Here is a 13,048-nt window from a genome sequence, read left to right as displayed (position 1 = left end):
GAGGTTAATTCGATGTCCGAACAAACAATAAGCAAGAGCAAAGGCTCTATCAGCCTGAAGATTGATATTGCGCTGATACTGTTGTTTGTCACAATGCTGGTAGTCTCAGCCGTTTATCAGTTTTCCAGCCAACGGGCGATGGTCGAGGAAATGGTCGTTGATCAAGCCAATGGATTAGCTGAGTCCTATTTTGATAACGTAAATACTCTGATGTTAACCGGTAAGATGGCACAAAAGGAGATTGCACGCAGCAAACTCACCTCTCGTGAAGAAGTGATTGACGCCCGAGTATTGCGTAGCGAAGCCGTCTCGAAAATTTATGGACCGGCAAAGGGTTCCGCCATAGCTGCTGATCAGTTCGATAAACAGGCACTCGCTGGGGAAATGATCAAGAGTATTTACCAAGGAGATGAAGGACGCCGTCTGACCATCGCCTTTCCCCTGGTCGCATCTGATAATTTTCGCGGAACCAATTGCCTGACCTGCCATGCCACCACCGAAGGGACAATTCTGGGTGCCGTTCGTCTGGACTATTCGTTGCAAAAGCTTGACGCCCATGTCGAACGCCAGATATGGACTAATATCGGCCTTAATACTTTAATGCTTGTCATCGGTCTTATTGTTATCAGTTGGATTCTTCGCAAACTGGTAGCTCGCCCACTCGCTTCAGTTATTCGTACCCTCAGGGATGTAGAGAGCAGCGCCAATCTTAATCACCGTATTAATATTCGTAGCAATGATGAGCTGGGGGAAGTGGCTGAAGGTTTCAATAAAATGATGGAAAAATTCAGTCATATCATTCATCAGGTTCTTGGCTCTACAAAACATCTCAACGAAGAATCAAAACAACTGGAACTGGCCGCCGACGCCAATATTGAAGGCACTCGCAGACAACACCAAGAAACAGATCAGGTGGCTACAGCTTTTACGGAGATGGAACAGACTTCTCATGAGGTGGCAAGTAATGCCACAACCGCTGCACAAAGCACAGAGGAAACCAGTCGTCGAGCGTCAGAGGGACGCATCAAAGTCAAAGAGTCCATCGACAGCATAAACTCCTTATCTAAAGATCTGGAAGATTCTGCCCGGGTAATAAAGCAACTGGAGGAACATAGCGACAGCATCGGCCAAGTGGTCGAAGTCATTTCAACCATTGCCGGTCAGACGAACCTTCTCGCCCTGAATGCCGCTATCGAAGCCGCTCGGGCTGGTGAGCAAGGCCGCGGGTTTGCCGTGGTTGCGGATGAAGTTCGGGCTCTGGCAACTCGAACTCATGAGTCCACAAATGAAATACAAACCATGATAGAAGAGCTACAGAGTAATGCCCGTGAAGCAGCTGAAGTGATGAATCTGAGCTGCAAGCGAGCTGAAAACAGTGTTCAGCATGCTGCTGACACGGGACAGTTCCTCAGTGATATTACCGATGCGGTTGATACCCTGAATTCTCTTAATATACAGAATGCGGCGGCAGCCGAAGAGCAACAGGCAACAGCCAGTGAAATTAACCGCAATATTCTCAGTATCAATCATATTGCCGATCAGACAATGCAAAACTCCAATCAGGTCGCACATGCCACTCATAATCTGCTGGAATTGTCAGAACACCTGCAAAAAGTGGTAGGGCAGTTTAATCTGGAGGAGTTACCAGAGAGAGGCAATCGCAAAGAAGCTAGCCCTCAGAATTAGAGGGCACGCTGACAGCAAAGCGGGCACGCTGCAATTAAAAACAGTCTGCTTTAATCAAACAGTCTAAAGGGTCTGACATGCAAAAAACCAGAAGTTTGCCAGTCGGACTCAGGACGCCCTACGGCTAAAAATCCTGGTTGTAGGGCTCATCAGCAATCAGTTGCTGAAGATCCTTGAGGATTAGCTCCACCTGTTGACGACCAGCACGATTAAAGATGTAGCGACCAATACCCGAAGGGTAAGGAGGATGTTCTTCATCCCCTTCACTCAGCAATGCGCAGCGACGCCGAATCTCGTCCAGTTCTGGATCATGCAGGATCGGATAACCCACATACAGGTCCCAGGTTTGACTCTGAGCCTCACCATCAATAACTTTTTTTAAGAGGTCTTCCACTTTACGGCGATCTGGTCGGTAACGGGATTTTTCAGAACGCATTAATGCCCAAAACAAACCACTGAGCACAAGGGTAGTCAGGAGAATGGTCACCAGTAATTCCACGCCTACAGCCCTACCTCTATCACTTGTATATGATTATTGTAGCGCCTGAAAACGCTTATGCTCATACCCCTACTGCTCAAAGCGATAGCTGACCAGTTTCTTTGCGGCCGCCAGAATGGGCTGTCGATACTCTCGCTCTAAAGCCTCGCGCTCTTTAGTGAACTCAAATCGCTGCTTGATCTTCAGCTTCTTCCATTCATCCAGAATGGGCATGTGCTTAGTGCCCTCATACATCTGATTGATAACACTGAAATCCTGGTGTTCATGCAAATAAGGAGCTAAGTGATCCAAAAGCATTTTTAAGCGGATACAGCCTTCAGCCAGCTCACATTGCTCATCTTGCATCGCCATAGAGATGACCCGGACACTTTCAACCAGATGATCACGCTGTTGCTGAGCTTTGGCTTCAATTTCAGCTATTCTCTCTTGCTCGGCCTGCTTTCTCTGCTGCTGAGCTTTCAGCTGGCTGCGAATAATATATAGCAGTCCGGCAATTACACAGAGGCCAAACAGGATCAGTGCTATTTGCAACTCCTGATTCATCTAATACTCCTGATTCAAATAGTGCCTCTGGGTCCCTGGCGCTGGTAAAGAGAGGTCATTGTACAGCGACAACAGCAAAATCGCAGCAGTTTGTCTATCTGCTAGCTGGCTTAAAATTACTCTCCTGACAGCTGTCAGTATACAACCCGTCACTGAAAATCGTGGGCTCCGCATCCTGGCATCCCCCTCATCCTGACTCATTTCGACATACAACCCGTCCCCGGCGCCGAACCGCCATCCATGGCTCATTTCGACATACAACCCGTCCCCGGCGCCGAACCGCCATCCATGGCTCATTTCGACATACAACCCGTCCCTGGCGCCGAACTGCCATCCATGGCTCATTTCGGCATACAATCCGTCCCTGGATATAAAATAGGAGTTTTTCCTATATCCAATATTTGTGCTGTAGACAATAATGTAAACCATACCAAGGAGGACAGAGGGATCTGGCAATTACAGGGAATGAGTTGAATCTCGGGAAGAGAGTCAGGACGAAAAAGAGGGCTTAAGGTCGGATACCTTCAAGCCCTTTGTTTTTATCTGGGGTCTATGAATAAACTGCAATAGACCTTTCTAACTGCTATATGCCTTACTTCAAAAAAGCTATTTCGACTGCAGCCATAAACGACTCAATCAGTCCTGTCCAGCACCAGGCTTTTACTTTCGCTATTCCAGCCAGCCGCCAACGACCTGCAATGGTTTCGAATTTCCTGCTTCACTGACCCAAAGTGCCATCGCCTTGCGACGATTTTTGTCCTCACCAGAAAACAGAACTTCCGGCATATCAAATTTCCATTGTTTTTTATTGTCTGAATCAGTGCTTTCCAGAGAATCTTCTTTCATTTCTTGTTTATTCAACACCACAAACTGGTGCGATAAATCCAGGCCACGGTTTTCTCCTCGCTTAACCTCAGTTATATAGTCGAACCCCATCACCGTCATATAAGCGACTAAAGGTTTATCAGTGCCCGCTGGCGGCAGATAGTCAACAGTTAGTCGCCTGCCCTGGCGCTCAACGCTTAGCTGACCACCGTCTCTAGCGACAGCATCCGGGATAGCTCTGCCTCGAAAAAAGCCTCGCCACTCATTGCCATCAACAACCCAGCCCGGTGTATAAACAGCCCGCAACTGACCATCTCTTTTCAATTGCCGCTGTCTGGCACTGAAAGCAGGTTGAGCAAATTGATCTTTCCAACCCAGGTAATCCCAATAATCAACATGGAATACAACAGGAACAATACCGGTCCACAGATCCTTTCGACTTAACAATTGGCCTGCCTTCTGGTCAGCAGGAGGACAACTCGAGCAGCCTTCCGACGTATAGAGCTCTACTAAGAGAGGCGGTTGCCCCTTAGACTCAAACAATTGCTCCGCCTGCACCCAAGAGGCTTGAGTGGCCAGTAATACTGATATCAGAGCCGCTAATATTCGTGCCATCGTTCTCATACTCTCTTAGATACTAAATCTATTTATCAAACGCTGTTGGTTAGAGGCCTATTTGCTTCGAAGGTTGCGCGTAAGATCAAATTATTTTTTTGCATACCGACTGCACCCTGCCGGTCATCATAACAGAGCCGTATTTGTCCGTATCTTTCTAATCGATATTTTGACCATCCTGAAAAGGGATACCAAATAGGTGCACCGCAACAGATTTCAATCCATTTACGCACCAGCACATGGCACCAGCAATACTTTTAAAACCTCGTTTTAGCACAATCTCTCGCCAGAAAGACCGCTGCATCCAATTGATTCGAATCAATTTTAACTTACTACAAACAGACTGGCATAGCTTGTGCTACAGGCTGATTACACTATTTTGGATATGAGGTTCTACCCCATGAATGTTCAACCGGATAAGTTCAGTTTGCTTTCCTTTAGCGGGAAGATGAAAACCCTGCACCTGAGCTGGATGGCTTTTTTTATTACCTTTTTTGTATGGTTTAACCACGCCCCATTAATGGGTGCAATTGCCGAAACTGTCGGCTTGACTGTAGCGGAAATGAAAACCCTGCTTATTTTAAACGTCGCATTAACCATCCCCGCACGGGTGCTGATCGGCATGCTGACTGATAAATACGGCCCACGGATCGTCTACTCGGCAATTCTTTTTGTATCCGCATTTCCCTGTTTTATGTTCGCGATGGCTGACAGCTTCGAACAGCTGGCCCTGTCCCGCTTCTTGCTGGGTTTTGTTGGTGCTGGTTTCGTGGTTGGTATACGTATAGTCAGCGAATGGTTCCCGGCAAATGAACTGGGTACTGCCGAAGGAATTTACGGCGGATGGGGGAACTTCGGTTCAGCAGCGGGTGCCATGTCCCTTCCCGCTCTGGCCTTAGTGTTTGGTGGCGATGAAGGCTGGCGTTACGCGGTTGCACTCACCGGTGCCATCAGTTTGGTATTCAGTTTTATCTGGTACCGTAACGTAAGAGATACTCCTCAGGGCTCTACCTACTTCAAGCCTAAGAAAATTGGTGGACTGGAAGTTACCAGTAAAAGTGATTTTGTCTTTTTACTGATTATGAAAATACCAATGTATGCAGCCCTTGCATTGTTAACCTGGAAGCTTTCTCCTGCGGGAGTTTCAATGCTTAGTGAAATGATTGCCTTTGCTCTTTATCTAGGATTATTCGTACTTTATATCTATGACTGCTACAAAGCCTACAGCGTCAACAAAGAAATCTTCGTCAAGGAAGTCCCGGAAATTCACCGTTACAAATTCAAACAAGTGGCGGTTCTAAACATTCTCTATTTCGCAACTTTTGGTTCTGAGCTCGCAGTTGTTTCGATGCTTCCGCTCTTCTTTGCCGAAGTGTTTGAACTGGATATGGTCTACGCAGGACTTCTGGCTTCTGCTTACGCCTTTATGAATCTGGTATCACGCCCAGGAGGCGGCTGGTTAAGCGATAATTTTGGCCGTAGAATCACCTTGCTGGTGTTGACTGCAGGTTTAGCGGGAGGCTATCTGATGATGTCAATGATCGATAGTTCCTGGCCACTATTCCTGGCTGTTCTCGGTGCGATGGCTTGTTCGTTCTTCGTTCAAGCCGGTGAAGGTGCTGTATTTGCCGCTGTGCCCTTGATCAAACGTCGCCTAACCGGACAGATTGCAGGAATGACAGGAGCCTACGGCAATGTCGGTGCGGTAGTCTACCTGACCGTTCTATCGATGGTTGATTATTCCACTTTCTTTCTGGTCATTGCAGCCACTGCGGTTGTCGGCTTCATCACACTACTGATGATGGAAGAACCTCGCGGGCAAATGGCAGAAGTCATGGAAGATGGCAGTGTCCAGATGATCGATGTGACCTGAGCATCGTTTGTTTGATTGCAACAAGGGCAGTCAGTTCGGTGAAGCTGACTGCTCATTGACAATCCCCTTAAAGACAGCCTCCCTTCAAGAGCCGGAAACAGCTATGGCACAGCAATTAAAAGTCCGTATTGGCGGCCATTCTATCGCTGGCATCAAGGAAGAGAACCAGGATGCCTTTGCTGCCCATATACCCGATGGCCCACAACAACAGATGAAGGGCATTGCTTGTGCGTTGGCGGATGGAGTCAGCTCCAGTAGCGACTCCCAGATCGCCAGTCAAACAGCAGTCACCCACTTTCTTAACGACTACTACAGCACCCCCGACTCCTGGACCGTTAAAACGGCAGCAGCCAAAGTGCTAACAGGGCTTAATGGCTGGTTATATCAGCATGGAAATCGGGGCAACAGAGCAAAGGACTCTCTGGTCACCACCTTTGCCAGCCTGATTGTCAAATCCACCACAGCCCATCTTTTTCACGTGGGTGATTCACGTATTTATCGCTACAGAGACAACTCACTGGAACAGCTAACCCGTGACCACAGTAGCACCTATGATAATCGCTCGGTATTGACCCGTGCATTAGGTATTGATCCCCACCTTGATGTGGATTATCGCAAGGAGACTGTTGAGCAAGGTGATATTTTTCTGTTCAGTACCGACGGACTACACGAATTCCTCAGTAACAAACACCTAAAGCATCGCCTGTCTGGGATAGAGCGTTCTACCCTAGACAAGTCTAACAATAAGAATCTGGAAGCCGAAGCCAAACAGTTGGTCAACGATGCATTGGAAGCTGGCAGTGACGACAATATCAGCTGTGTTCTGGCCAGGATCGACCAGCTACCCGCAGAGGAGCTGGAGGAGGCACACCGAAAACTAACAGAACTGCCCGTGCCCCCGGTGATGAAAGTTGGTAACTCTATCGACGGATACCAAGTTCTGGAAGTCATTTTTAGTGGTACCCGCAGCCATCTTTACTTGGTAAAGGACGAAGAAACCAGTCAACTTTATGCGCTGAAAACGCCTTCACTGAATTACGCCGATGACCCACTGTATCTAGATGGATTCATTAAGGAAGAATGGGTCGGTAAGCGAATTAATCACCCTAGTGTGATGAAGATATTTAATCCAATCAGACGAAAGAAATTTCTGTATTACCTATCAGAATACATCCCGGGACAGACTCTGCGACAATGGATGTTAGATAATCCGAAACCCAGTCTGGATAAAGTTCGTGAGCTGATAAAACAGATCGCTGTCGCTGTGCGTGCATTTGGCCGTATGGATATGGTGCATCAAGATCTGAAACCAGAGAATATCCTGATCGCTCACAATGGTCGCATCAAAATCCTCGATTTTGGTACTGTGCGGATAGCAGGAATCGATGAAATCAGTAGCCCGCTCAACAACCCACGACAAGACAATGGCTGCGCGCGTCAGGGCAATAACAATACGCCTCAAGGCTCGGTGAACTATGTCGCTCCAGAGTATCTGCTGGGAGAAAAAGGCACGCCTCGCTCAGATCTCTATTCACTGGCGGTAATCTGTTACGAACTGTTAACAGGAAGCCTTCCTTACAAACCCAGAAGTACCAACGAGTATCAGATCAAGGGATATGGAGAGCTAAGCTATATCCCAGCTCGCTTGCAACGCCCGGACCTGCCCGAATGGATTGAAGGTACGCTGCGAAAAGCCTGTGCTGCAGATCCTGAGCGCCGATACCCAGTGCTATCCGAATTTCTGTTCGATCTTAATAATCCGAATAGAGCCTTTCAGATTAGTGAGCGCAATAAACCTCTTATCGAAAGAAACCCTCTGCTATTTTGGAAAGGTCTCTGTGGGGTCCTATTAGCCGCGCAATTAGTACAGCTTATCTTCCTGCTTTAGAATAAGCTGTTAAGAAGATAAGTACGAGACACTGCGCCACTGATGATGCAACGCACCAATAGGAGCCTTATAAGTGCACCATCAATTAACACAGTCCAATATTTTGCCCCATGACAACACTCTATAAATTTGTAGAAAAGTTATAAAACGCACTAAAAACGATCATAAAAGCACGAATACATACTTTAATTTCAAACAGTTACCATAAAATTATCACTCCTGGCACGGACTCTGCATTACTTAAATCATCAGGCAATACCACTGCCAAAAGAATTATGACTTTATCCAGGAGTTCTTAATGAGTAAGCAAAAAATTGTCATTGTTGGTAATGGCATGGTTGGCCATAAATACATCGAAGCTCTTTTGGCCAGTGAGCAACGCAATCAATTCGAAATAGTGACTTTTAGTGAAGAGCCCCGCGTTGTTTATGACCGCGTCCATTTAACGGAGTTTTTCAGTAATAGCGACGCTGCCGACCTGGCAATGACGACCTTGGAATACTATGAATCAAAGGGCATTCAGGTCTATCTGGGTGAAAAAGTAATCGGCCTAAACACCAGTGACAAATCAGTGACGACCGATAAGGGCACTGAACTGGCCTACGATAAATTGATTCTGGCAACGGGATCCTACCCTTTTGTACCACCCATTGAAGGCAACGATCGCAAAAACTGTTTTGTCTATCGCACTATCGAAGATTTGGAAGCAATAGCGAAGGCTGCGAAATCGTCTCGTATTGGTGCCGTGGTAGGTGGCGGTTTACTAGGACTGGAAGCAGCCAAAGCGGTGGTCGACCTGGGGTTGGAAGCCCATGTTGTCGAATTTGCCCCTCGCCTGATGAGCGTGCAGGTGGACGAAGGGGGCGGCAAACTCTTGCGCAAGAAGATCGAAAACCTGGGGGTCGGCGTACACTGCTCCACCGCAACCAATCGCATCGTAAAAGGGAAGAAACACTTGCATCGCATGGAGTTCGCCGACGGTGAGCACCTGGAAACCGATATAATTATCTTCTCAGCCGGTATTCGCCCTCAGGATGAGTTAGCGCGACAATCCGGACTGGAAATCGGTGAACGCGGCGGTATTGTTATTAACAATCAGTGTCAGACTTCTGACCCTGACATCTATGCCATTGGTGAATGCGCCCTGTGGAACAACCGCATTTTTGGTCTTGTAGCCCCCGGCTACCAAATGGCCAAAGTTGCCAGCGGTCATCTGATTGAACAGCATGCTAATACCGGAGAGCTGTTTTCATTTACCGGTGCTGACATGAGTACCAAATTGAAGCTGATGGGTATTGATGTGGCGAGTATCGGTGACGCTCAGGGCACAATGCAAGGCAGTCAGTGTTACACCTATTCCGATGAACCAAACCAAATCTATAAGAAAATCGTTGTCAGCGAAGATCACAAAAAGCTGATCGGCGCCGTGCTTGTCGGTGATGCCAGTGAATATGGACAGTTGCTACAGCTTGCCTTGAATGGCATCGACTTACCATCCAATCCAGAAAATTTAATCCTTCCTGCCAACGATGGAGCGGATACCGGCCTGGGTGTGGATGCATTACCAGACAGCGCACAAATCTGCTCTTGCTATGACGTCAGTAAAGGTCAACTTGCGGATGCAGTCGCTGCCGGATCTATCGACCTGGGCAGCCTTAAGGCCGAGACCGGAGCAGCCAGCGGTTGTGGCGGTTGTAGTGCTCTTGTAGGACAGGTCTTAAACTCTGAACTCAGTAAATTAGGTATGGAAGTAAACACAGACCTCTGTGAACACTTTCCCTATACCCGTCACGAACTTTTTGATTTGATTCGCGTTGAAAAGATCAGAACTTTTAATGAATTGCTAGAAAGGCATGGCACCGGTTACGGCTGTGAAATCTGTAAGCCAGCGGTGGGCTCCATGCTTGCAAGCCACTGGAATGACTATGTTCTGAAAGATGAGCATATCGGACTTCAGGATACCAACGACATCTTCCTGGCGAATATGCAAAAAGACGGAACCTACTCCGTGGTTCCTCGTATTCCCGGGGGTGAAATCACCCCCGACAAATTGATTACCTTAGGAGAAGTGGCCAAAGAGTTTAACCTCTACACCAAAATAACCGGTGGGCAACGAGTAGACCTTTTTGGCGCACAACTACACGAATTGCCTCCTATCTGGGAACGCCTGGTGGATGCAGGCTTTGAAACAGGTCATGCCTACGGTAAATCTGTCCGTACAGTAAAATCCTGCGTCGGCAGCACCTGGTGTCGCTACGGTGTAGATGACAGTGCGGGCTTAGCTATTGAACTGGAAAATCGCTACAAGGGTCTACGCTCGCCTCACAAACTAAAATTCGCTGTATCCGGCTGTACCCGCGAATGTGCTGAAGCTCAGAGCAAAGACGTTGGGGTCATTGCTACCGAAAAAGGCTGGAACCTCTACGTTTGTGGTAACGGTGGTATGAAGCCTCGCCATGCCGATTTAATCGCCACAGAGCTGGACAAAAAATCTTTGATTCGTCTGATCGACCGCTTCCTGATGTATTACGTACGCACCGCTGATCGCCTGCAGCGCACCTCAGTCTGGCTCGATAATATGGAAGGCGGACTTGATTATCTGAAACAGGTTCTGGTCAAAGACAGCCTGGAAATTGGCGATGAGTTGGAAGCCGAGATGACCAAAGTACTGGAAGCCTATGAATGTGAGTGGGCAGCGACTCTGAAAGACAAGAAAAAACTAAAACGTTTCCAACACTTTATCAACACCAGGGAAGTGGATAGCGACATTCAGTTTGTCAAAGAGCGTGACCAGATTCGCCCGGCTACCGTTGAAGAAAAGTCTCAATTAATCGCCAAGGCCAGCTAAGAAAACGAATGGATCTGTACCTGGGCCGTTAGCGCTTGGTGCTAACAAAACTGTTGATCAGTAGATTGAAGTCGACTCGTTAACCACGTAACCCCGTGGAAACTGAGTCGCTAACAAGAACATCGTTTTGAGGATTAGACAATGAATTGGACTCCTGTTTGCGCTCTGGAAGATATCGCTCCAAACACCGGTGTTTGCGCACTGGTAGAAGGTAAACAAGTAGCCATTTTCCGTATTGATAAAGAAGAGCGGCTCTACGCCATTGGCAACTACGACCCTGCCGGCAAGGCCAACGTCCTGTCACGGGGATTGATTGCCCAGCTCGGTGGCAGTGTTAACGTCACCTCCCCCCTGTATAAACACCACTACGACCTGGATAGTGGTGTGTGTCAGGAAGATCAAACACTGAAAGTCCCCACCTATAATGTTCGCCAACATGGAGGTATGGTTGAGGTAGCGGCTTAACTTCTGGAAATAGGCCACAAGCCTAGACGGTGTGGGCTGAGCTGCAATGAACTCAGCCCATACTGTAAGACAGCCATAACCCCATCGGTGGCAAGCTATCCCTCTCGAGCGACAACCTCTTTCTTCCAGCGGCGGACCTTAGTCCTTGCTGATTGGTAGGGCGCGATTGTATTGACCTGAATCCATTTAACCATTGCCCATTTTTCCCCCGTCCAACAACGCTGCTTCGGCACAAATAATTCTTCTTCTGTTAAAGCACAAATCCACTCGACCAGTTGTAAGTACAAATATTGAAACTCAGTTCGTAATTGTTTCAGCGACTGCTGTGAATACTGTTGATAAAAGCTATCCGCCAACTCTCCCAGCTGATTCCATTTAAAATCCGCAGATGGCATATGAACAGCTTGGCCGGCCAATTCGCTGTTATCCCAGCTCATAAGCAATTTGCCCCAGCCAAGCTGATAAGCAACAATGTCACAGCAAGCGAGGCCTCCTTCAATGCCTTTATCCCTTTCCAATCCGGAATCAACCTCATCAAACTCAGCATCAAGTTTTTCATAAGCCTTTTTTAGGTTAGCGAGTAACTCATCCCGAGTCGTTGGTAAAGGCATAGGGTTGTCCCACAAAAAAGTATTGTTGATTAGCGTTAGGGCTCAAGAAACCTGTGATGGAACAATCCGTTCAGGAATCCAGGACACATAAAAGAACGACTCTAAAGATTACAAGCCGACATCGGACCATACTGCAAATTCGTTTCCACTGGGGTCTTTAAAATGAAAACGACGACCTCCCGGGAAAGAATAGACAGGCTTAACAATAGTCCCCCCGGCCGACTCTACTTTTGCCTGAGTCTGCTCAAGCTTGTCACTGTAAAAAACGATGAGGGCACTGCCATTATCCGTAGATGCAGATAACTCCGATTGGAAAAAACCACCATCAAGACCTTCATTTGAAAACGCTGTGTATTCAGGCCCGTAGTCAACAAAAACCCACCCAAAGGCATCAGCAAAAAATGCCTTTGTCGCTCCTATGTCCGTAGCTGGAAATTCCACATAATTAATTTTCTCATGCTGATTCATTTCCTTTTCCCTTTAATTTTCAGCTTTTATTAATGATCGACTTCTGGCCATCTTAATCCAGCTTCTTACGAGCAACAATTCGGTAAGTATGCCAATGTTTCTTTTGCCCTATCGCTGTTTCGCCTTCCCCGTCATACTCATCCCAGTGAAGAATATCAAAGCCTGTAAACATTTGAGCTAAGTCGGACTCTCGATGCCAGGTTAACGGTGGGCGCTTACTGTTGATCCAGGAGTCATTGGCGCCCATCAAATGCCCTGAAAAGATGCCACCTGGTAACAAACTCTTAACCAGACGAGACCAAAACTGATCAAAAGCCGAAGGAGAACAAAAATACAGGCAGGCACTGGCATTAATCAGTCCTGCCCGGGGGAACTCAAACTGCTCAAAGCTCTGCTGACTGCTTATCAAAGACGTTTGTCCAGCTGATGCTGTTGAATGCCTTAACTGCTCCAAAGCCTTAGAGTTTCGATCAAAGGCATGTACGACAAAACCTTCTCCCAGCAGATACAAAGTATCTCTGCCTGTCCCACAACCACAATCAACAGCAACTTTTTCGAGACTATCATCTAACAACCCAAGCGCTAATCGCAGATGCTCGTTGACACCAAGCTTGGCTACCGCTTCATAATATCTCTCTGCGGGGTCTTGCTTAACGCCCCCTTTCCTTGATGCATTGTCAGTCAATGACTTCACTAACACCTCCTATGTGCGAATAAAATGTTCGAC

Annotated in this window: 11 protein-coding genes; 5 read left to right on the top strand and 6 right to left on the bottom strand. The window is 47.4% G+C overall.

Going from position 1 to position 13,048, the window contains the following annotated elements; translation table 11 throughout:
• Positions 1 to 12 precede the first annotated feature (12 nt).
• Positions 13 to 1,686, top strand: coding sequence for a methyl-accepting chemotaxis protein (locus tag BGP75_RS26995; RefSeq protein WP_076715562.1), 1,674 nt, complete (start codon positions 13 to 15; stop codon positions 1,684 to 1,686).
• A 124-nt stretch (positions 1,687 to 1,810) separates the two neighbouring features.
• On the opposite strand, the gene BGP75_RS04325 is transcribed toward BGP75_RS26995, so the two are convergent.
• From BGP75_RS04325 to BGP75_RS04310, 3 genes are all read right to left on the bottom strand, one after another.
• Positions 1,811 to 2,173 carry a hypothetical protein gene (locus BGP75_RS04325; RefSeq protein ID WP_143820973.1) on the bottom strand — a complete coding sequence of 121 codons (363 nt, stop codon included), beginning with the start codon at positions 2,171 to 2,173 and terminating at the stop codon, positions 1,811 to 1,813.
• An 81-nt stretch (positions 2,174 to 2,254) separates the two neighbouring features.
• Positions 2,255 to 2,728: a DUF2489 domain-containing protein gene (locus BGP75_RS04320; RefSeq protein ID WP_076715556.1), complete on the bottom strand. Its 474-nt coding sequence runs from the start codon at positions 2,726 to 2,728 to the stop codon at positions 2,255 to 2,257.
• Positions 2,729 to 3,397: 669 nt separating this feature from the next.
• Entirely contained in the window at positions 3,398 to 4,168 is a 771-nt protein-coding gene (locus tag BGP75_RS04310) for a DUF1223 domain-containing protein (protein ID WP_076715550.1), read from the bottom strand.
• Between the two features lie 400 nt (positions 4,169 to 4,568).
• Here BGP75_RS04310 and BGP75_RS04305 point away from each other — a divergent pair, with 400 nt between their 5' ends.
• The 4 genes from BGP75_RS04305 (at position 4,569) to nirD (ending at position 11,242) form a co-directional block, all read left to right on the top strand.
• Positions 4,569 to 6,041 carry a NarK family nitrate/nitrite MFS transporter gene (locus BGP75_RS04305; RefSeq protein ID WP_076715547.1) on the top strand — a complete coding sequence of 491 codons (1,473 nt, stop codon included), beginning with the start codon at positions 4,569 to 4,571 and terminating at the stop codon, positions 6,039 to 6,041.
• Positions 6,042 to 6,144: 103 nt separating this feature from the next.
• Positions 6,145 to 7,929: a bifunctional protein-serine/threonine kinase/phosphatase gene (locus tag BGP75_RS04300; RefSeq protein ID WP_076715544.1), complete on the top strand. Its 1,785-nt coding sequence runs from the start codon at positions 6,145 to 6,147 to the stop codon at positions 7,927 to 7,929.
• Positions 7,930 to 8,227: 298 nt separating this feature from the next.
• Positions 8,228 to 10,777, top strand: a complete 2,550-nt coding sequence (nirB, locus tag BGP75_RS04295; RefSeq protein WP_076715541.1) for a nitrite reductase large subunit NirB — start codon at positions 8,228 to 8,230, stop codon at positions 10,775 to 10,777.
• 141 nt (positions 10,778 to 10,918) lie between these two features.
• The gene (gene nirD / locus BGP75_RS04290) at positions 10,919 to 11,242 is read left to right on the top strand and encodes a nitrite reductase small subunit NirD (protein WP_076715538.1); all 324 of its coding nucleotides are present in this window, start codon (positions 10,919 to 10,921) and stop codon (positions 11,240 to 11,242) included.
• Positions 11,243 to 11,337: 95 nt separating this feature from the next.
• Here the strand turns inward: nirD and BGP75_RS04285 are convergent, their stop codons facing one another.
• The 3 genes from BGP75_RS04285 to BGP75_RS04275 all read right to left on the bottom strand — a co-directional run bounded on the left by BGP75_RS04285 (position 11,338) and on the right by BGP75_RS04275 (position 13,015).
• Positions 11,338 to 11,853: a ClbS/DfsB family four-helix bundle protein gene (locus BGP75_RS04285; RefSeq protein WP_076715535.1), complete on the bottom strand. Its 516-nt coding sequence runs from the start codon at positions 11,851 to 11,853 to the stop codon at positions 11,338 to 11,340.
• A gap of 108 nt (positions 11,854 to 11,961) precedes the next feature.
• Positions 11,962 to 12,321, bottom strand: coding sequence for a VOC family protein (locus BGP75_RS04280; RefSeq protein WP_076715532.1), 360 nt, complete (start codon positions 12,319 to 12,321; stop codon positions 11,962 to 11,964).
• Between the two features lie 52 nt (positions 12,322 to 12,373).
• Positions 12,374 to 13,015: a class I SAM-dependent methyltransferase gene (locus tag BGP75_RS04275; RefSeq protein ID WP_158070061.1), complete on the bottom strand. Its 642-nt coding sequence runs from the start codon at positions 13,013 to 13,015 to the stop codon at positions 12,374 to 12,376.
• Positions 13,016 to 13,048: the final 33 nt, after the last annotated feature.

This window comes from Motiliproteus sp. MSK22-1 (assembly GCF_001968815.1).
In the GTDB taxonomy this organism is placed as follows: domain Bacteria; phylum Pseudomonadota; class Gammaproteobacteria; order Pseudomonadales; family Balneatricaceae; genus Motiliproteus.
This window is presented reverse-complemented; position numbering and strand designations above follow the sequence as displayed.

Excerpts from the sequence above, each read along its gene's own strand:
- BGP75_RS26995 (WP_076715562.1), top strand. The coding sequence starts at position 13 with ATGTCCGAACAAACAATAAGCAAGAGCAAAGGCTCTATCAGCCTGAAG.
- BGP75_RS04320 (WP_076715556.1), bottom strand. The coding sequence starts at position 2,728 with ATGAATCAGGAGTTGCAAATAGCACTGATCCTGTTTGGCCTCTGTGTA.
- BGP75_RS04310 (WP_076715550.1), bottom strand. The coding sequence starts at position 4,168 with ATGGCACGAATATTAGCGGCTCTGATATCAGTATTACTGGCCACTCAA.
- BGP75_RS04305 (WP_076715547.1), top strand. The coding sequence starts at position 4,569 with ATGAATGTTCAACCGGATAAGTTCAGTTTGCTTTCCTTTAGCGGGAAG.
- BGP75_RS04300 (WP_076715544.1), top strand. The coding sequence starts at position 6,145 with ATGGCACAGCAATTAAAAGTCCGTATTGGCGGCCATTCTATCGCTGGC.
- nirB (WP_076715541.1), top strand. The coding sequence starts at position 8,228 with ATGAGTAAGCAAAAAATTGTCATTGTTGGTAATGGCATGGTTGGCCAT.
- nirD (WP_076715538.1), top strand. The coding sequence starts at position 10,919 with ATGAATTGGACTCCTGTTTGCGCTCTGGAAGATATCGCTCCAAACACC.
- BGP75_RS04285 (WP_076715535.1), bottom strand. The coding sequence starts at position 11,853 with ATGCCTTTACCAACGACTCGGGATGAGTTACTCGCTAACCTAAAAAAG.
- BGP75_RS04280 (WP_076715532.1), bottom strand. The coding sequence starts at position 12,321 with ATGAATCAGCATGAGAAAATTAATTATGTGGAATTTCCAGCTACGGAC.